The organism is Microbacterium sp. Beta (genome assembly GCF_005502545.1).
GTDB lineage: Bacteria > Actinomycetota > Actinomycetes > Actinomycetales > Microbacteriaceae > Microbacterium > Microbacterium oxydans.
The window spans coordinates 1-18,828 of sequence record NZ_SCOG01000019.1 but is presented as its reverse complement, the minus strand read 5'-3'; the positions used below and the strand labels follow the sequence as shown (position 1 = coordinate 18,828).

The 18,828-nt window shown below is 69.8% G+C and carries 16 protein-coding genes and 1 other RNA gene; 3 read left to right on the top strand and 14 right to left on the bottom strand.

Annotation, left to right across the window (positions count from 1 at the left end; genetic code table 11):
• From FFS56_RS15500 to ffs, 7 genes are all read right to left on the bottom strand, one after another.
• Complete coding sequence (locus FFS56_RS15500; protein WP_046747903.1) at positions 1-2,508, bottom strand: glycosyl hydrolase family 65 protein; 2,508 nt, start codon at positions 2,506-2,508, stop codon at positions 1-3.
• Positions 2,505-3,263, bottom strand: a complete 759-nt coding sequence (locus FFS56_RS15495) for an HAD-IA family hydrolase (protein ID WP_127012547.1) — start codon at positions 3,261-3,263, stop codon at positions 2,505-2,507. Before FFS56_RS15495 ends, FFS56_RS15500 begins: the two co-directional genes overlap by 4 nt.
• Positions 3,264-3,363: 100 nt before the next feature.
• Complete coding sequence (locus FFS56_RS15490) at positions 3,364-4,584, bottom strand: acetate kinase (RefSeq protein ID WP_127012548.1); 1,221 nt, start codon at positions 4,582-4,584, stop codon at positions 3,364-3,366.
• Positions 4,581-6,725, bottom strand: a complete 2,145-nt coding sequence (gene pta / locus FFS56_RS15485; RefSeq protein ID WP_137772199.1) for a phosphate acetyltransferase — start codon at positions 6,723-6,725, stop codon at positions 4,581-4,583. Before pta ends, FFS56_RS15490 begins: the two co-directional genes overlap by 4 nt.
• Before the next feature lie 64 nt (positions 6,726-6,789).
• Positions 6,790-7,482: a hypothetical protein gene (locus tag FFS56_RS15480; RefSeq protein ID WP_052748705.1), complete on the bottom strand. Its 693-nt coding sequence runs from the start codon at positions 7,480-7,482 to the stop codon at positions 6,790-6,792.
• Positions 7,479-8,087 carry a rhomboid family intramembrane serine protease gene (locus FFS56_RS15475; protein WP_061016496.1) on the bottom strand — a complete coding sequence of 203 codons (609 nt, stop codon included), beginning with the start codon at positions 8,085-8,087 and terminating at the stop codon, positions 7,479-7,481. Before FFS56_RS15475 ends, FFS56_RS15480 begins: the two co-directional genes overlap by 4 nt.
• A 65-nt stretch (positions 8,088-8,152) precedes the next feature.
• Positions 8,153-8,249: signal recognition particle sRNA small type (gene ffs, locus FFS56_RS15470), an RNA gene on the bottom strand.
• Between the two features lie 158 nt (positions 8,250-8,407).
• On the opposite strand from ffs, the gene FFS56_RS15465 reads away from it, so the two are divergent.
• The 3 genes from FFS56_RS15465 to FFS56_RS15455 are packed head-to-tail and all read left to right on the top strand — an operon-like array spanning position 8,408 to position 12,855.
• Complete coding sequence (locus FFS56_RS15465; RefSeq protein ID WP_113681385.1) at positions 8,408-9,397, top strand: MoxR family ATPase; 990 nt, start codon at positions 8,408-8,410, stop codon at positions 9,395-9,397.
• Between the two features lie 10 nt (positions 9,398-9,407).
• Complete coding sequence (locus tag FFS56_RS15460; RefSeq protein ID WP_046747897.1) at positions 9,408-10,598, top strand: DUF58 domain-containing protein; 1,191 nt, start codon at positions 9,408-9,410, stop codon at positions 10,596-10,598.
• The gene (locus tag FFS56_RS15455) at positions 10,585-12,855 is read left to right on the top strand and encodes a DUF3488 and transglutaminase-like domain-containing protein (protein WP_046747947.1); all 2,271 of its coding nucleotides are present in this window, start codon (positions 10,585-10,587) and stop codon (positions 12,853-12,855) included. The genes FFS56_RS15460 and FFS56_RS15455 overlap by 14 nt, the downstream gene beginning before the upstream one ends.
• 22 nt (positions 12,856-12,877) lie before the next feature.
• Here FFS56_RS15455 and FFS56_RS15450 read toward each other — a convergent pair whose 3' ends face one another.
• From FFS56_RS15450 to mpaA3, 7 genes are read right to left on the bottom strand one after another with little or no spacing between them, the layout of a single operon-like run.
• Positions 12,878-13,768, bottom strand: coding sequence for a rhodanese-related sulfurtransferase (locus tag FFS56_RS15450; RefSeq protein ID WP_046747896.1), 891 nt, complete (start codon positions 13,766-13,768; stop codon positions 12,878-12,880).
• A 51-nt stretch (positions 13,769-13,819) separates the two neighbouring features.
• Positions 13,820-14,554 (bottom strand): hypothetical protein, encoded by a 735-nt coding sequence (locus FFS56_RS15445; protein ID WP_127012550.1) that lies wholly within the window; start codon positions 14,552-14,554, stop codon positions 13,820-13,822.
• Positions 14,551-15,279 (bottom strand): ABC transporter permease, encoded by a 729-nt coding sequence (locus FFS56_RS15440; protein ID WP_127012551.1) that lies wholly within the window; start codon positions 15,277-15,279, stop codon positions 14,551-14,553. Before FFS56_RS15440 ends, FFS56_RS15445 begins: the two co-directional genes overlap by 4 nt.
• Complete coding sequence (locus FFS56_RS15435; RefSeq protein ID WP_046747893.1) at positions 15,276-15,998, bottom strand: ATP-binding cassette domain-containing protein; 723 nt, start codon at positions 15,996-15,998, stop codon at positions 15,276-15,278. The genes FFS56_RS15440 and FFS56_RS15435 overlap by 4 nt, the downstream gene beginning before the upstream one ends.
• Positions 15,995-17,686 carry a daptide biosynthesis intramembrane metalloprotease gene (gene mpaP, locus FFS56_RS15430; protein ID WP_137772198.1) on the bottom strand — a complete coding sequence of 564 codons (1,692 nt, stop codon included), beginning with the start codon at positions 17,684-17,686 and terminating at the stop codon, positions 15,995-15,997. Before mpaP ends, FFS56_RS15435 begins: the two co-directional genes overlap by 4 nt.
• Complete coding sequence (gene mpaM, locus FFS56_RS15425; protein WP_249352993.1) at positions 17,683-18,504, bottom strand: daptide-type RiPP biosynthesis methyltransferase; 822 nt, start codon at positions 18,502-18,504, stop codon at positions 17,683-17,685. The genes mpaP and mpaM overlap by 4 nt, the downstream gene beginning before the upstream one ends.
• A 55-nt stretch (positions 18,505-18,559) precedes the next feature.
• A complete protein-coding gene (gene mpaA3 / locus FFS56_RS20985; protein WP_307723493.1) occupies positions 18,560-18,679 on the bottom strand; it encodes an MpaA3 family daptide-type RiPP in 120 nt (39 codons plus the stop codon).
• Positions 18,680-18,828: the final 149 nt, after the last annotated feature.

Genomic DNA, 18,828 nt, shown 5'->3' with positions numbered 1-18,828 from the left:
TCAGTCGATCGGTTCGATCACCGGGATCGCCGTGGTGATCACGGGAACGGACGCCGACATGCGCGTCCCGTCCTCGCGTCGGGCGTCGGCGAACTGCCGGAGGGTCGGCCGTCCGGGGATCAGCGGACCCTGATCGGCGAGCGGCACGACGACCTCATCCTCCACCGTCGCGATGTAGGCCGTGTCCCGCACGCTGAAGGGCACGGGCGGCCCGTTGCGCACTTCCACGCGGAGCTCGTCCTTCGTCACCGTCACCCTCAAGGTCGACCCCTGCCACTGCAGCGGGAACGACAGCGACGGCCATCCGGCAGGGAGCCTCGGGTCGAAGCTGAGGTCGCCGGCGTAGTCGCGCATACCGCCGAAACCGCACACCAGCGCTGTCCATACCCCGCCCGCCGACGCCACGTGCACGCCGTCAGCCGCGTTGTGGTGCAGGTCGTGCAGGTCGACGAACAGCGACTGCTCGAAGTACTTCTGCGCGAGGTCCTGGTACCCCACCTCGGCCGCCAGGATCGACTGCACGACGGCCGACAGCGTCGAGTCGCCGGTGGTCAGCGGGTCGTAGTAGTCGAAGTCGGCCTTCTTCTCCTCCGGCGTGAAGTGATTGCCCTGCAGGAACAGCGCGAGCACGACATCCGCCTGCTTGAGCACCTGGAACCGGTAGATCACCAGAGGGTGGAAGTGCAGCAGGAGCGGACGCTGTTCGGCCGGGGTGTTGGCGAGGTCCCAGACCTCGCGCTCGAGGAACAGCGAGTCCTGCGGGTGGATGCCGAGCCCCTCGCTGTAGGGGATGTACATCGCCTCGGCCGCGCGGTCCCAGGCCTCGGCCTCTCCTGGTCCGAGTCCCGTGCGATCGACGAGCTTCACGTAGTCCTCGGGATAGCTCTCGCGGATCTCGCGCACGACCTTGGCCGCGTAGCGGAGGTTGTAGCGCGCCATGACGTTCGTGTACAGGTTGTCGTTGACGACCGTCGTGTACTCGTCAGGGCCGGTGACGCCATGGATGTGGAACGTGTCGATCCCGTCGCCCGCCCCGGTCTCCTCGACCAGACGCGAAGCACGCCAGAACCCGAGCGTCGCCCACAGCCGCGCGGTCTCGATCGCGATGTCCGCGCCCTCGCGGCGCAGGAACTCCTCGTCCCCGGTGGCACGCACGTACTTGCCGAGCGCGAAGCTGATGTCGGCGTTGATGTGGTACTGCGCGGTGCCGGCGGCGTAGTAGGCGGAGGCCTCCTCGCCATTGATCGTGCGCCACGGGAACAGGGCTCCCGCCTCGTTGAGCTGGGCCGCCCTGCGCCGTGCGGCCGGCAGCATCCCCACCCGTGCGCGGAGGGCGTTGTAGGCCCATCGGGGCGACGTGTAGGTGAGGAAGGGGAGCACGTAGATCTCGGTGTCCCAGAAGTAGTGGCCGCTGTATCCCGAACCCGAGACGCCCTTGGCCGGCACTCCGGCGCCGTCGGCGCGCGCCGATGCCTGAGCGAGCTGGAAGAGGCACCAGCGGGTGGCCTGCTGCAGGTCGTCCCGTCCTCCGATCTGCACGTCGCTGCGGTCCCAGAACGCGTCCAGCCACTCCCTCTGACGACGGAACACCGTCTCGACGCCCTCGTCCGCAGCCCGATCGAGCGTGCGCCGGCACCGGTCGACCAGCTCCCTCGGGGGCACGCCACGCGACGTGTGGTAGCTGACGAGCTTGGTCACGGTGATCGGCACACCGGCCTTCGCCTGCACGCGGAAGACGTTCTTCGCGATGTCGGGCTCGACGAGCGTGCGGGCGTTGAACTCGTTCTCGGTCTCCACCACGTGGTCGGCGACCACCGCGACCGTCATCCCCGAATCGGCGACGCGGTAGGACAGCGCAGAGCGCAGCCCGTCCTGCCAGTGCTCGGCGGGCTCCAGCACGCGATCGGCGATCTTCTCGGCCTTGCGGGGGTCGAACGCCGCGGCCTTGGTGCCGATCGGCGTACCGGCGTAGACGCCAGCGCCGTCCTGCCTGTTCAGCAGCTGGCAGCTGATCGTGACCGGCGCATCCGCGTTCTCCACCACGACCTCGAGTCGCAGTACCGCGAGGTGGCGCTCCTCGAAGCTCACGATCCGCTCGTCACGCATCCGCACCCGCTTGCCCGACGGCGTCTCCCACACGACGAAGCGCTCGAGCACGCCGGTGCGCAGGTCGAGGGTGCGACGGTACTCGCGCACGTCGGCGTCGTCGAGCGAGATCGGCTCGTCGTCGACGTACACCCGCATGACCTTGGCATCCGGTGCGTTGACGATCGTCTGCCCGACCTCGGCGAAGCCGTAGGCCTGTTCGGCATGGCGGATCGGCCACGTCTCGTGCAGCCCGTTGATGAAGGTGCCGTGCTCCTGGGCGCCGCGACCCTCGATGTGGTTGCCGCGCAGACCCAGGTAGCCGTTGCCGACCGAGAACAGCGTCTCGCCGACGCCTTCCTCCGAGTAATGCGTGTCGATCAGACGCCACGGGTCGACGGGGAAGCGGTCGCGATCGATCATGCGGACTCCGGGGTCTCGGTGCGGGAGGCGGGAAGGAAGACGGCGAGGTCGCCGACGACGACGGTCGCACCGGCGGCCCGGAGGGCGTCTGCGCCCGTGCCCCGGTCGACGCCGACGACGGTCGCGAAACCGGCTGCGGCGGCGGAAGCGGCGCCGGACGTGGCGTCTTCGACGGCTACGGCGCGGGCCGGGTCGACGCCGAGGGCGGCGGCACCGGCGGCGAACATGTCGGCTGCGGGCTTGGAGGCCAGACCATCGCGCTCGGCGACGACGCCATCGACCACGATGCGGAAGAAGGAGCGGATGCCGGCGGCGCCGAGGACCTCTTCGGCGTTCTTGGAGCTCGAGACCACCCCGAGCGGGATTCCGGCCTCGTGCAGAGCCTCGACGAGGGCGAGCGAACCGGGATACGCAGCGATGCCCTGACCGCGCAGCGATGCGGCGAACGCGGCGTTCTTGCGGTTGCCGATACCGCACACGGTCTCGGCTGAGGGGTCGTCGTCGACGTCGCCCCATGGCAGCTCGACGTTGCGACTGCGCATCAGGCTCGCCACGCCGTCGTAGCGCTTCTTGCCGTCGACGTAGTCGTAGTAATCGGCATCGGTGTACGGCGGAGTGATGCCCCATCGGGCGAAGACGTCGTCGAAGACGGCCTTCCACGCACGCATGTGCACCTCGGCCGTGGGGGTCAGCACGCCGTCGAGGTCGAACAGCACGCCGTCAGCGTGGAACAGGTCGGGCAGTGCTTCGGGCACAGAGCCTCCAGGAGAAGGGCGATCGTCGGGCCGGCACCTCTCCGTGCCACTGTGCAAGCGTAATGCGGTGACGCGCCACGGGGTAACCCCCGAGAGCGGATCAGAGCAGCTCGGCCGTCTGCCTGGCGATCTGCAGTTCCTCGTCGGTGGGCACCACCAGCACCGTGACGCGAGACGCATCCGTGGAGATGCGCCGGATGCCCCGCTCGCGCGCCTCGTTCCTCGCCCCGTCGATCTCCACACCGGCGAACCCGAGCGTCGCCATGGCCGCAGCGCGCACCGGGGCCGCGTTCTCGCCCACACCGGCCGTGAAGGCGATGACGTCCACTCCCCCGAGCTGTGCGATGTAGGCACCTGCGTACGCACGCAGGCGGTGCACGTAGACGTCGAAGGCGAGGATCGCCGCGTCGTCCTCGGCCTCGACACCGGCGAGGATGTCGCGCATGTCACTGCGCCCCGCGAGGCCGGCGAGCCCGCTGCGGGTGTTGAGCAGGGAATCGAGGTCGTCGATCGACAGGCCGGCGCGGCGCGACAGGTGCACGAGCGCCGCCGGGTCGATGTCTCCGGAGCGTGTGCCCATGACCAGGCCCTCGAGCGGCGTGAGGCCCATCGAGGTCTCCACCGACCTGCCGCCGTCGATCGCGGTCACCGACGCGCCGTTGCCGAGGTGGAACACCAGCTGACGGAGCTCGGAGATGTCGCGGCCGAGGAACGCGGCAGCCGACTCGCTCACGTACTGGTGGCTCGTGCCGTGGAAGCCGTAGCGTCGCACCCGATGCTCCGCGGCGAGCGCGGCGTCGATCGCATAGGTGTAGGCGGCGGGCGGGAGCGTCTGGTGGAAGGCGGTGTCGAACACCGCGACGTGCGGCACCTCGTCGAACACCGCCCGCGCGGCACGGATACCGGCGAGGTTCGCGGGGTTGTGCAGCGGCGCGAGCACCGCGAGCTCGTCGATCTGACGTTCCACGTCGGCGTCGATGAGGGTCGGGGCGTAGAAGCGCGCCCCACCGTGGACGACGCGATGCCCGACCGCGACGGGGCGGTGGTCGTCGAGCGAGGGGCCGTGAGCGGCGAACTGCTCTCGCATCACCTCGAACGCCTCAGCGTGGTCGGCGATCGGCCGCTCGCTGCGGAAGGTGGCATCGAGCATCGTCGGCACGGCATCGCCGTCGACGACGGGGCGCACGGTGTGGGCGACCGGGCTGGCCTGCTGACCGATGCGCTCGATCAGTCCGCTCGTGAGGAGGTTCTCCTGCTCGATGTCGATCAGGCTGTACTTCAGTGACGAGGATCCGCTGTTGATGACCAGGATGGCGCTCATGCCGGGTCCTCCGTCTGCTCTGTCGTCCGCTCTGCTCCCTGCGCCTGGATGGCCGTGATCGCCACCGTGTTGACGATATCGGCGACGAGGGCACCACGGGAGAGATCGTTGATGGGCTTGTTGAGGCCCTGCAGCACCGGTCCGATCGCGACGGCGCCGGCCGAGCGCTGCACGGCCTTGTACGTGTTGTTGCCGGTGTTGAGGTCGGGGAAAACGAACACGGTCGCCCTGCCCGCCACGGCAGAGTCGGGGAGCTTGGCCTTGGCCACTGCCGCGTCCGCCGCCGCGTCGTACTGGATCGGGCCCTCGACGGGAAGCTCGGGGGCGCGCTCGCGCACGAGAGCCGTGGCCGCGCGCACCTTGTCGACATCGGCACCGGAGCCGGACTCCCCCGTCGAGTACGAGAGCATCGCCACCCGTGGATCGATGCCGAACTGCCGGGCGGTCGTCGCCGACGTGACCGCGATGTCGGCGAGCTGCTCGCTGGTGGGGTCGGGGATCACGGCGCAGTCGCCGTAGACGAGCACGCGGTCGGCGAGCGCCATCAGGAACACGCTGGAGACCACGTTCACACCCGGCTTGGTCTTGATGATCTCGAACGACGGGCGGATCGTGTGCGCCGTGGTGTGCGCGGCGCCGGACACCATGCCGTCGACGAGTCCGAGATGCACCATCATGGTGCCGAAGTACGACACGTCGGTCACGGTGTCGGCGGCCTGAGCGATGGTGATCCCCTTGTGCGCCCGCAGCCGTGCGTACTCCGCGGCGAAGCGCTCGACGAGGCCGGGGTCGTTGGGACTGAGCACCTGAGCCGCAGCGATGTCGATCCCCAGCTCGGCCGCCCGACCACGGATGGCCGCCTCGTCGCCGAGGATCGTCAGATCGGCCACCTCTCTCGCCAGCAGCGTCGCCGCGGCGCGGAGGATGCGGTCGTCGTCCCCTTCCGGCAGCACGATGCGACGGCGGTCCGCGCGGGCGCGCTCGATGAGTCCGTACTGGAACATCAGCGGCGTCACCACGTGCGCTTCCGCGAGCCCGAGCTGCTCCGTCAGTTCCGTGATGTCGACGTGGGCCTGGAAGAGGGCGAGCGCACGGTCGTACCGTGTTCGCGAGTCGGCGGAGATGCGTCCTCGAGTGCTCATCACCCGGACCGCCGTGTCGTAGGTGCCCAGATCGGTGGTGATGATCGGCACCGACGACGCGAAGCCGTCGAGCAGCTGCACGATGGGCTCAGGCAGCGGGAACGGTCCGTTCAGGATGATGCCGGCGATGCGCGGGAAGGTGCCGGACGAATCGGCCAGCAGTGCGGCGAGCAGCACCTCGGTACGGTCGGCGGGGATCACCACCACGGCCTCTTCGGTGAGCCGCGGCAGCACATTGACCATCGACATGCCGGCGACGACGATCGTCAGCGCCTCTCGCGTCAGCCGGTCGTCATCGCCTTTGAGCAGCGTGCCGTCGACGGCGGCGAGGATGCCGCGGATCGAGGGCGCGACCAGTGCGCGGTCCTCGGGGATCGCCCACACGGGTGTGCTCTCGGCCGGCAGGGCTGCGTGCACGGCAGCGACGATGTCGTCGAGCGCTGCGGGATCGGCGCGGTTCACGGCGACGGCGAACAGCTCCGCACGCTCCTCCGCGAGCTCGGACAGGGCGAGAGCGGCGATCTGCGCGATCGCCGCAGCCGGACGAGCCGTCGTCGTGCCCAGCTGCTCGGCCTGACGCTGTTGGTCGCGGCCGCTGAGCACGAGCAGCACCGGCGCGCCGAGGTTCGCCGCGATCCTGGAGTTGAAGCCGAGCTCGGCGGGACTCGCCACATCGGTGTAGTCGCTGCCGACCACGACCACGGCGTCGCACTGCGCCTCGACGGCCTTGAATCGCGCCACGATCGTCGACAGCGCGGCCTCGGGGTCGGCGCGCACATCGTCGTAGGTGACGCCGATGCAGTCGTCGTAGTCGAGGTTCACCCCGTCGTGGGCGAGCAGGAGCTCCAGGATCTCGTCTCGTTCCGTGACCGACCGGGCGATGGGCCGGAACACGCCGACCCGCGGCGAGACGCGCATCAGGGCATCGAGAGCCCCGAGGGCGATCGTCGACTTGCCGGTATGGCCTTCGGCCGAGGTGATGTAGATGCTCTGCGCCACGGCTTCAGCTTAGGCGCGGCGTCGATGAACGCACCGAGCGTCGCACCGGATCAATTGCCTGGCGTCACTCGCACGGTCCGGACAGGGCGTCGACGACAGCCGTGGCGTCGGCCCCGAACCGGGAGTAGTAGTCGCGATCGGTGTTGATCTGCACCCGATGGATCGCGTGCGACGGCTCCATCGTCTGCCAGTCGGGGAGCCGTCCGAGCCGCTCGAAGAACAGCGTCGTCGCCGTCGCGGGATCCATCCTCTGCTCGGCGCTGCCCCACCACTCCTGCTGCTGGAACAGTCCGATGCTGGTGGTGCGCGAACCGTCGGGGTTTGTGAATCCGCGCGTCTCCCAGTCGCCGTAGTCGATGTTGCGCAGGCTGCTCTCGCCCATCGCCGTCATCACACCGAGGATCTGCCCGTCCCGTCCGAAGCCGAGCGCCCCCGCCGTGCGGATGATCGTGGCGGCGTTCTCGAGCTGCTCGCCGCTCCAGCCCTCGATCCCCGCCGCGGGGAACGTCTGCGGATCGTCGATGCAGATCGGTGCGGGATCGCGCGCGAGACCGAGCGGGATCAGGACGAAGAGGCCGACGGCCACGATGAGCGCACCGGCGGAAAGCAGAAGGCGCTGCGCGATCTTCCGGCGCCGGAGGCGATTCGCCGCCTGGCGTCGAGCACCGGGCTTGCGCCGGCGCTTCGCGGTTCCTCGCCGCGTCGTCTTCCTCGCCGCCGGCTTGCGCTTCGCCCGCGACGCCGGTGCGGCACTCATACGGGCAGGGCTCCGCGCTCGGCTCTCGGGCGGCGACCGACGAAGGCGGCCACGCCGCCGCCGATGGCGCCGAACAGGTGCCCCTGCCAGGAGATGCCCTCGGCGACACCGAAGACGCCGGCGAACATCGATCCCCCGTACACCCCGATCACGACCACGGCGATCACGGCGTACAGGATGCGGTGCGCGACGCGGCCGGGGGCGAACACCCGCATGACGACATAGCCGAAGTAGCCGAACACCAGCCCCGATGCGCCGACCGTGAGTGTGCCCGGCGCGTTGAACACCCAGGTGCCGATGCCGCCGACGAGCGCGACGACGGCCGTGACGGCCCAGAACCGGCGGGTGCCCTCCACGGCGACGAGGCACCCGAGCACCAGGAACGGCACCGAGTTCGCGATGAGATGCTGCCAGTTCGCGTGCAGGAGTGGCCCGAGCACGATGCCCCCGAGTCCGGAGGCGTCCCAGGAGCGCAACCCGAAGCCGGTGAAGGAGCCGGGGAGGATCGCGTCGGCGAACTGCACGACCCACATGGCCACGAGCAGCAGCACCGGTGAGGCGAATCGGCCGAGCGGGTGCTGCGCCTGAGGCGGGGTGACGGTCACCGGACGATTGTCGCAGGTGCAGCCAGGAGACGACTGAGCGTCGGACGGACCCGCCCGCCGGAAATGAAAGTGACCCTCCGCGCACCCAGCAGAGCCCGGTTACCCTTGCTGCGTTTCCGCCCTGGGGGAATTGGCCTGGATGCCGCCACGCGGAGAGCCGTCAACCATCCTAACCCGACCGGCGCCGCGTTTCGAACCGCGCTCCCCTGCGCGCCTATCCGGTGCACGCATCCTCAGGGGAACCTGCCAGAGCGGCGCATCGTGCGCAGGGTTACGATCGAGTGACGCGCACCGCAGCGCCGCGATGTGAGAGGGAACGCATGCCAGAGAACGCCCCCCTGATGCCGGTGACGATCGACGCCGAACGCTTCGCCGCGCAGACGTCGGCCATCCTCGGTTCGATCGGCCAGGTCATCGACGGGAAACCGGATGCGGTGCGCAGCGCTCTCGTATGCCTGCTCGCCGAAGGGCACCTGCTCATCGAGGACGTTCCCGGCGTGGGGAAGACGATGCTCGCCAGGGCTCTCGCCGCCAGCGTGGACGCGACGGTGCGACGCATCCAGTTCACCCCGGATCTGCTGCCGGGCGACGTCACGGGCGTCTCGGTCTACAACCCGGTCGACCGCGAGTTCGAGTTCAAGCGCGGTGCCGTGTTCGCGCACATCGTGATCGCCGACGAGATCAACCGCTCCTCCCCCAAGACGCAGTCCGCCCTGCTGGAGGCGATGGAGGAGGGCCAGGTCACGGTCGACGGCTCCACCCACCAGCTCCCCCAGCCGTTCCTGGTCGTCGCGACCCAGAACCCCCTGGAGATGGAGGGCACGTACGCCCTCCCCGAAGCGCAGCGCGATCGGTTCATGATGCGCATCTCGATGGGATACCCCGACGCCGCGGCCGAGGCCCTCATGCTGCGCCAGCGTGACGTGGTGAGCCCGCTCGCCGCCGTCTCGCCCGTCGCCGATGCGTCCTCGATCTCGCAGCTCATCGCATGGGCACGGTCCGTGCACGTCGCGCCGGCCCTCGAGGAGTACACGGTCGCCCTCGCGCAGGCGACGCGCAACGACCCGAACCTCCACCTCGGCGCCAGCCCCAGGGCCACGCTGCAGCTAGTCAGGGCGGCGAAGGTGTGGGCGGCGCTCGACGGCCGCGACTACGTGATCCCCGATGACATCACTGCCCTGCTCATCCCGGTCCTCGCGCACCGTCTGCTTCCGGCGCGCGGCGCACATCGCACGGGAGCCCAGCCCGTCGAGGCCGCTCTCACCCAGATCGTCGAGCGGGTGCGCGTACCCGTCGCGACCCGTTCCTGACACACCGATCATGCGACGACGACGAGCCCTCACCGGTCGCGGCGCCGGAGCGCTCGTCGCCGCGCTCTGCTGCATGATCGCCGCGAACCTGCTGGGCACCCGCATCCTGCTGTACCTCGGCGTGCTGCTGGCGGCGGTCACGCTCTTCTCCCTCCTCGCCGTCAGGCTGCCCCGACGATCCGGCACCGTCACGCGGCAGATCTCCACCGATCTGCTGACGGTGTCCGAGACGTCCCGCGTGACCGTGCGCTTCTCGCTGCGCGCGATCCGCGTCCCCCGCGGGCTCTGGCACGATGTGCTCCCCGACGCGGTGTCGGGCGACTCCGGCGGCGAGTATCCTCCGGAGAACGGGCAGCTCAGCTACCTGATCACCGGTGTCAGAAGAGGCGTCTGGCCGTTGGGTCCGCTGATGCTGCGCACCGTCGACCCGTTCGGGCTGGCCCAGCGTGAGCAGGCGTTCGGCGAGACCCGGAGCGTCACCGTGGTGCCAGAGGTGTTCGCCCTCGCCCCGCTCGCCGTGCGGGTCGGGGCGGCCGGGGGGACAGCGCACACCTCATCGACCAGGCTCGGACAGGGCAGTGACAACCTCTCGCCGCGCGGCTACATCCCGGGGGATTCGATGCGGCGCATCCACTGGCGTGCCACGGCACACCGCGGTCAGCTCATGGTTCGCCAGGAAGAGGAGGAGTCCAGCCCCGACGCGGTGGTCGTGCTGGACCGGAGCGGGCGCCGCTGGGATACCCAGGGGAGCGACGTCGATCCTGCCTTCGAATCCGCCGTCTCGCTGTGCGCTTCCGCGGCCGTGCATCTGGCCTCCGAGGGGTACAGCGTCGACGTGATCGACAGCGCAGGCACGTTGCTCGGCGCCCTCCGCGGGCACGAGGACGACCGCGACAGCCTGCTCGCAGCGCTCGCGATGGTCACGCCTCGCGGGGAGAACCGCGACCTGATGGCACTCATCGGAGGCACGCCTCCCGGACCGCTCGTCTACATCTCCGGGCGCCTCGATGAGGAGGACGCCACGCTGCTGAGGTCGGCGGGCGCCGCAGCGCCGATGCTGTTCAGCACCGAACTTCTTCCGGGGGCCACCGAAGCGGCGGCACGTCATGGGTGGACCGTCGCGCCCCTCGGCGAGGACATCTCGGCCGCGTGGGAGGATGCCGTCTCCGCACGGATCGGAGTCGGCGATGTTCCGCGCTGAGCACGCTCCGCCGAGCCCCGCCGCCGTCGAGCGCAGGCCGGCGTTCTGGCACCGCGACCACGACGATCCCCCCGGGGCCGTCGGCCCCGGGGCGCTCGCGGCGACGGCGGCACTCGTGGCCATGTGGCCGTTCACCTCGGTGATCGCACCCGGGGCGTGGTCGTTCACCGTGATCGCGGTCATCGTCGCCGTGGCCGGGTCGGGAATGCTCGCGCGGCACCTGCTGCGTCGCCGGGCCGCCTGGGTGCAGGACCTCGCCACGCTCGCTGTGCAGATCGTGGTCGCCGTCGCCGTGGTGACGCTGCTCATCGCCGGCGATACGGCTCTCTTCGGCATCATCCCGACATCGGAGACCGCGACGCTGTTCGGCGTGCTGGGCGCCTCCGCGGTCGAAGCGGTCGTGTTCGGGTCCGCTCCTCTGGACCCGTCCCCCGGCCTCGCGGCCGCGATGGGCGTCGGCTTCGCGGTGGTCGCCATCCTGCTCGACCACCTCGTGGCGCACCGCTCGGCCGTGCTGGCGGTGCTCCTGACCGGAGTCGTCGGCGCGGTGCCGATGATCGTCACGCTCGGCGACACCAACGTCGCCTGGTTCGTCCTGTTCGGCGTGATCGCACTGCTGCTGCTCCGCTACACGGCCAGGAAGCATCCCGAGTCCCCTCGCCGTTCGTCGACGTCTCTGGCTGTGGCGGTGGGGGCTGCCGCGCTTGCGACGACCGTGGCCATCGCCCCACTGCTTCCCGTCACCGCGAGCCTCGCCGGCAACGGAACCGGGGTGACCGTGGACGCCTCGCTGCGCCTCGGAGACGATCTGCGACAGCCGAACCCGGTCGAGGTGCTCACGGTGGCCGCCGAGGGCGAGACCGCGCCCTACCTGCGCCTGACCACCCTCTCCCGCTTCGACGGCCGCGTCTGGCAGCCCGACGACAGCGATCTGCAGGCGCAGGACGACGGGTTCGGGCCCCCGGAATGGGCAGAGGACATCGCGACGGAGGAACAGAACACGTCGATCAGGGTGCTGCGGATGTCGAGCTCCTGGCTACCCGTGCCCTATCCCGCAACCGCCGTGCAGGGCCTCAGCGACGCGTGGCGGATCGCTCCGGACAATCGCACGCTCTACTCCCGGGGCGCGGACGCCGTCGGCAACGACTACACGGTCACCTCCACGCGGCTCATCCCCACCCTCGAACAGATCAGGGCGGTCGATGCCGCGTCGCCGGTGGTCGAACCCGACGCCGAACCGGTCGAGCTGCCGGGCATCATCAGCGAGCTCGCCGACGATGTGACCGCGGCCGCGAGCACCGACTACGACCGGCTCGTCGCGCTGCAGAACTGGTTCCGCTCGCAGTTCACCTATTCACTCGAGACGCCGGTGGAAGAGGGCTTCGACGGGACGGGAGCCGACGCCGTCGCGGAGTTCCTCGACGTCCGCTCCGGATACTGCGTGCATTTCGCCGGAGCGTTCGCTCTGATGGCGGAGAGCCTCGACATGCAGGTGCGCATCGTCGTGGGGTACCTCCCCGGCTCCCTCACCGACGAGAAGCGCGGCAGCGAGTCGGTGTTCTCCGTGACCAGCGACCGGCTGCATTCCTGGCCGGAGGTGCTGTTCCCCGGCATCGGATGGGTGCCCTTCGAGCCCACCGCCTCCCTGGGCGTGCCCACCGCGTTCCGTCCCGGAGCGACGCAGGGCGGCAGCGCCGGAACCCCGTCGACACCCGCTCCGACCACGGCGCCGCAGGCCGAGGAGACGTCCGGTCCGGAGATCGATCGCAACGACGCCGGAGGCGACTCGGCCAGCAGCGACGAGCTGCGTCGCCTCGACCCGACGCCGGTCGTCTTCACTGCGTTCGGCGTCGCCGTGGTGCTCCTGCTTCCTGCGATGATCCGCCTCGTGGAACGCCGCATGCGCCTGAGCAGAGCGCGCCGAGGGGACTCCGCGGCTGCATGGGCCGAGTTGCGGGATACGCTGATCGACCTGCAGATCCCCGTCTCGGACGCCGACACCCCCCGAGTGCGCGCAGCCGGCCTGGTGGCACAGCATCAGGTCCCTGCCGAGGCGATGCGGCAGCTCACGGACGCGGTCGAGCGCTCGAACTACGCCCGCGCCGACGAGAGGGCCGACGATCTCTCCGAGCCCCTGAAGGAGGTGCTGACCGGATTGCGTCGGAGCGCCGACCGCAGGACGAGGGTGCAGGCGGTGGTGCTGCCGCGTTCCCTGTACGCTCCGCGAGCCGCCGAGCCGGGCGTGACGACGGCCTGAGCAGTGCCGCGGTGCCGACCGCTCAGGCGGCGTGAGCGGTGCAGCGCACGGCGTCGCAGCCTTCGCAGACCACGAACTGCGATCGACACGACAGATCGGGGCAGTTCGCGGTGCGCTTGGTCGGCGCGCCGCACCCGACGCATTCCCCGATGACGGCTGCGTGGTCGGAGAAGTCGACGGACCCTCGACCATCGAACACGTAGAGCGATCCGTCCCAGAGCCCGTCGTCGCCGAACTTCTCGCCGTATCGGACGATGCCGCCTTCGAGCTGATACACCTCACCGAACCCGCGGGCCGTCATCAGGCTGGAAAGCACCTCGCAGCGGATGCCACCGGTGCAGTACGTGACGACGGGCTTGCCCTTCAAGTCGTCGTAGACGCCGGAGTCGAGGAGCTCGACGAAGTCCCTGGTGGTCTCGGTGTCGGGCACGACAGCCCCGCGGAAGCGCCCGATCTGCGCCTCGAGGGCGTTCCTCCCGTCGAAGAACACCACGTCGTCGCCGCGCTCTTCCACGAGGCCGTGCAGTTCCTCCGGGGTCAGCCGGGTGCCGCCGCCGACCACACCGTCCTCGTCGACGCGAAGCTCCCCCGGTGCGCCGAACGACACGATCTCGTCACGCACCTTGACGCTGAGCTTCGGGAAGTCGAGGCTGCGACCCTCGGCGTCCAGACCGGTCCCCTCGCTCCATTTGATGTCGGCACCGGCGAACGGGCGGTATGAGCGGAACGAGCGCAGCCACTTCTTGAGCGCGGTGATGTCGCCGCCGAGCGTGCCGTTGATGCCGTCCTTCGAGATGAGCAGGCGTCCGCGCAGGCCGAGTGCCTCGCCGAGGTCACGCTGCCAGACGCGCACGGCATCCGGGTCGGCCAGAGGGGTGAACGCGTAGAAGAGGACGATCTTTGGTGTTGCCACCTAGGGATTTTACGTCGTCCGCCTGCGCCACCCGTATCCCCCGTCGCGCGGTCATCTCACGTCGCGGGAAAGGAAAGCGGCTCCTCCCGCGATCAGCACGGCGAGCACCCATCCGGCGGAGACCAGGAGAGCGACAGGCCCGGTCAGCTCCTGATGCGGTGGGATCCCCACTGCGCCCATGTCGAACCGGAAGCCTTCGAGCAATGCGAGAAGCGGCAGATACGCGGCACCGGTGCTCCAGAACATCGCGACGATGACCGCCACCCCCATCGAGAGAGCCGAGACGAAGAGTGCCGCGAGGTGGGCTTGCACGATGAGTCCGATCCCCATGCCCCAGAGGGAGGCGAACGCGCCGAGCACGAGGGTGGAGAGAAGCACCGACCACTTCACCGGCAGTCCTCCCATGACGATCGTCAGCGCCGAGTGTCCGCCGAGCACGGCCGCGAGCGCGACCACGGCACCGCCCATCGCGCACGTGATCGTCCTGACCAGGAGCATCACCCACCGTCGCTGCATCGTCAGACGTTGCGCGACCGCCCCGTCCCGACGGTCGATCGTGTACCGGAACGAGCCGTAGACGGCGGCGAGGATCCCCGCGTAGGTCGCGAGGACGGTGCTGAGCGGGGCTGCGAGCTCCGCGCGGGCGTCGACGGAGGCGTTCGCGACCTCGGACGGGATGCTCGCCGCCAGGGTGAGCGACATCGCGAACGCCGCGACCGCGACCCCGAGGAGGACGACATCACCCGCGAGGCTGCGCGCCTGAGCCCGCAGAGCCCGACCGATCACGCACCGCTCCGGCGCCCTCGCACCCAGGCGATCGCGAGCAGCCCGAGCGTCCACGCGAGCCCGACGGCGACGGCAGGGGCGAGCTCCAGCAGCCTGCGCTGATACCCGGGCACACCGATGGCGGCGATGGCCATGCCGGGCGAGAACTTCGCGACCTCCGGCGCCGTGCGCAGCAGTGCGGACTCCAGCGCCATCGGGAACACGAGGACGATGATCGCCGTGGCGTAGTAGTTCTGCGTGATCCAGCCGATCGCGCCGCCGATGAGCGCACCGAGAATCGTGCCGACGAGAGCCCCCGCGTAGATGCGCCAGGCTTCCTGGGTGAGGGTCGGAGCCACACCGTCCTGGACGAGGAAGACGAAGACGCCCGCGGTCCACAGCGCGAAGACACCGAGCGACAGGGCGACGGCCACCGCCACGCCTGCCACGAGTTTTCCGCCGAAGGTTCGCGGGAACCCCACTGCCGTGAGCGTCCTGTCCATCGACGCGTAGTAGTACTCCCTGGTCACCGCGTAGGCGCTGACGAACGCGGCGGAGATCACCGACCACGCCAGCGGCTCGAGGAGACGAGAGGTCGCCACGCCGGCGGCGACACCCTCGAGGTCGAAGCGCGACCCGTCGGAGAAGAGCACGAACAGCGGCATGAGCACCGCGACGAGGTAGACGGCGAGAACCGAGGGACCGCTCACGGACCGCAGCATCTCCCCGCGGATGACACCCCTCATGCCGATGCTCCCTCGACGAGATCGAAATACCTGCTCTCGAGCGAGTCGACGTCTCCCGCCACGAGCTCGCTGAGCGGGCCGGCGAAGAGCGCGCGACGCTTGATGACCACGACCTGGTCGACGACCTGTTCGAGTTCCGGGAGCTGATGGCTGGAGACCAGGACCGTCCCTCCCCGCGCGACGAAGTCACGGAGGAAACGGCGGAGCCAGCGGATGCCGTCGGGATCGAGGCCGTTCGCCGGCTCGTCGAGGATGAGGGTGCGTGGAGAGCCGATCAGTGCGGCCGCCAGACCGAGTCGCTGCGTCATGCCCGTCGAGAAGGCCTTCACCCGACGACGGGCATCATCCGCGAGGCCGACCTCTTCGAGCACCTCGTCCACGCGTCGACGGGGCGCGCCGGCTGCGAGTCGGCAGATCTCCAGATGCCGCCGCGCGGTGATGCCCGGTTCGAACCCGAAGCCGTCCATATGCACTCCGACGCGCGACGCCGGATCGCGCCGCGCCGCGAACGGCTCCCCGTCGATCAGACAGTCGCCGCTCGTGGGCCTGAGCAGACCGACGATGGCCCGCAGGGTCGTCGATTTGCCCGCGCCGTTCGGCCCGAGCAGACCGACGATCGAACCGCGCGGCACGGCGAACGACAGGTCCTCGACCGCCGCCCGATGCCCGAATCTCTTGGTGAGCGCTCGCACCTCGATCGCAGGCTGGTTCGTCTTCATTGCCTCTCCTCCTCTTCTGCCCACAGGGGCGACAGCGGCGCCATCACACCCCGCATCCAGAGCATCTGCCACACGTTGGTCGTTCCGAGGTCGATACGGGCCTGGCCGGTCGACGGGAGTCTCCGCTCCGGCATCTCCACGTCGACGGTCCCGACGACCACGGCGGGAACAGTCAGTCCCTCGGCTCTGACGGGGAACAGGGCGTCCACGGGAACCGTGATCGGTTGCGGCGGCTGGGGGCGGACACTGCCCACCCCCAGCGGTTCGTTCATGAGGATGCCGCGACTGCTCAACAGCACGCGGGCGCCGTCGGGCACCTCGACCGCGGTCCTTTCGCCTCCCTGGACGAGGCTCACCCGACCGTCGTCGGCGACGAACCCGAACGTCGCCGTGGCGGGAACGGGCAGCAGCGTGCCGGTGATCACGACCGCCGCAGCCAGGGCGACACCCACTCCGACGAAGCGGACTCGGGAGACGCCGGAGCCCAGCACGCGGGAGAGCGCGCGCACCAGCAGTCCGCAGCCCACCAGGACGACGACGGCTTCGAGCGCGACCACGAACAGACCGAGCACCGGTCCCCCGTCGGCGAACGCGTGCACCGTCCTGGTCACCACGAGCACGACCATCACGACCGGGGCGAGCAGGCTCGTGAGACCGAACGGCACGCTCCACCACGTCTGCACGCTCCGGTTCACCGGCGCTCCGCCGAACAGCCGGCGGCTCAGCGCGTTCGCACCGTCGCTGATGGTCCTGGCACGGAGGTTCGGCGTGTCGAGGGCGTTCATCAGGGCGATGTAGCCGTCGAATCGCACGAACGGGATGAGGTTCACGAGCACGATGACGACGCAGGAGGTGGCCAGAAGCAGCAGCACGTCTCTGACCGTGGACCGGGGCGCGGCGAGCGCGAGCAGCACCGCGGCCGCCGCCACGACGGCGTGCACCGCCGGACCTGCGAGCGCGACGGCCACGCGGTGTCGTCGGTCGGCGAGACGCCATCCGTCCGTGACGTCGACGAAGAACGCGGGTGTGAGATAGAAGATCATGAACCCGGCTCGTCGGGGACTGCCGCCGAACCTGGTGAGGGTGAGCCCGTGAGCACCCTCGTGGAGCAGGGTGATGAGCGAGAGCAGGACGATCAGCGTCAGCACCGCACCCAGCGGCAACGGCCGGGTGAGGACGTCTCGCAGGTCGCCGGCCTGCAGGATCGCGGCCACCAACCCGGCACAGAGGAGCACGGCCACAGATGCCACAAGCACGCGAGAGGACGGGCGGAAGACTGCGCCGTCGAGACGTGCGAAGAGGGTGGGCGCGCGAAGGGTCGCGAATTGCAGGGTGAACGGCGGCCGGTAGCTGATGCGCCCGGGTGCGCGCTTCGCACCGCCCTCGAGCAGTCCGTTGTCCCGGAACCGTCCGACCAGTCGCAGAAAGCTCTCCGGCGATTCCGACGCGGCGAACCGTCGGTGCAGGGCCTGCACCGTGGTCCCGCCGTCCATCGCCGTCAGCAGTTCGATGACCGCGGGCGACACCCTCGACGATGGCACGCCGTCGACGACGGCGATCCACGCCGCGTCCTCGCCCGTGCTCTCGAAGACGACACCGTGGGCCAGCAGCGGGCAGGTGTCGGCTCCCAGCGGCTCCGTCGCCGGGGATGCCCGCCTACGGGAGAGCTTCCGAAGAACCGCCGTCATCCCGTGCCTCCCGGGGAGCGACCTCGCGATGTCGTGAGCAGGAGGATGTCCATTCCCCCGGGCGAACGGACGGGAGCGACATCGGGCGCGGCGAATCCCGCCTCGACGAGTTCGCTCGACAGGACCTCGTGACCGAGTACGTGCAAGCGGCTGGTGAGCACGGGCACCGATGCACCGGCGTCGATGTCGGACGCTCGAACCCAGTTGACCACGCGGACGGCGCCGCCTTCCTCGATCTGCTGCGAGAAGAGATAGGTGTCCGTTCCGGCGGGTCCGGGGACCGTGATCTCCTCGTCTCTCGCCGACGCCAGGCTCTCCGCGGCGGCGCCACCCGCGACGGTCAGGGCGAAGACCCCGTCCGGGGTGAGGTGCTCATGCACGCGCGCGAACAGCAGCGATCGATCCTCGCGGTCGAGCAGGGTCACGGATGTGGCTCCGAGCACGATGAGCCCGTAGCGGCGTCCGAGGTGGAAATCGCGCATGTCCGCGACGACGCAGTCGAGCCTCGGGTGGTCGGGCATCGCACGGCGGAGGTGCGAGAGCATGTCTCGCGAGGTGTCGATCGCGGTCACCTGCTTGCCGGATCTCAGCAGCGGGATCGTCAGTCGCCCGCTCCCCGCCGCGATGTCGAGCACGGGGTCGGCGGTGACTCTCGCGAGCCCCAGCACCTCGCGGACCTCCACGCGATCAGGGCCGACGAGCCGCTCGTAGAAGTCCGTCCCCGCCCCGGTGTACAGGTCGAGCGGCTGCGCCACGGCATCGGCGCCGTCGAGCAGTGCCGACACGGTGTCGGTGATCAGGTCTGGCATTCGGTTCATGGCCTCTCTGGGATCGGAGGGGAAGTGCGGGCGAGAGGACCCGCCCGCACTCCGGTCAGGTCGCGATGGCTGCCGCCCCGCCGATGATGGCGATGATGTAGCTCGCGTGCTCCCACCATTCGGTGGGCGCGTCGATCTGTTCGAGTTCCGAGAACTCCAGCGACGTCGTCTGCACAGTGCACCTCCTTCGATTGGTCCGTTCGGCAGCTGTCTAGGGCGTGTTGATCAAGAGGTTCCGCTCCTCGGTGGGTGAGTCTTGAACGGTGACGCGACAGGAGATCTCTGACGAGGTGTGGGCCGTGATGGAGCCGTTGATGCCGACGG

Coding starts and splice junctions, on each gene's coding strand:
- FFS56_RS15455 (WP_046747947.1), top strand. CDS start 10,585: ATGTTCCGCGCTGAGCACGCTCCGCCGAGCCCCGCCGCCGTCGAGCGC.
- FFS56_RS15480 (WP_052748705.1), bottom strand. CDS start 7,482: ATGAGTGCCGCACCGGCGTCGCGGGCGAAGCGCAAGCCGGCGGCGAGG.
- FFS56_RS15440 (WP_127012551.1), bottom strand. CDS start 15,279: ATGAGGGGTGTCATCCGCGGGGAGATGCTGCGGTCCGTGAGCGGTCCC.
- FFS56_RS15435 (WP_046747893.1), bottom strand. CDS start 15,998: ATGAAGACGAACCAGCCTGCGATCGAGGTGCGAGCGCTCACCAAGAGA.
- mpaP (WP_137772198.1), bottom strand. CDS start 17,686: ATGACGGCGGTTCTTCGGAAGCTCTCCCGTAGGCGGGCATCCCCGGCG.
- mpaM (WP_249352993.1), bottom strand. CDS start 18,504: ATGAACCGAATGCCAGACCTGATCACCGACACCGTGTCGGCACTGCTC.
- FFS56_RS15490 (WP_127012548.1), bottom strand. CDS start 4,584: ATGAGCGCCATCCTGGTCATCAACAGCGGATCCTCGTCACTGAAGTAC.
- FFS56_RS15465 (WP_113681385.1), top strand. CDS start 8,408: ATGCCAGAGAACGCCCCCCTGATGCCGGTGACGATCGACGCCGAACGC.
- FFS56_RS15500 (WP_046747903.1), bottom strand. CDS start 2,508: ATGATCGATCGCGACCGCTTCCCCGTCGACCCGTGGCGTCTGATCGAC.
- FFS56_RS15460 (WP_046747897.1), top strand. CDS start 9,408: ATGCGACGACGACGAGCCCTCACCGGTCGCGGCGCCGGAGCGCTCGTC.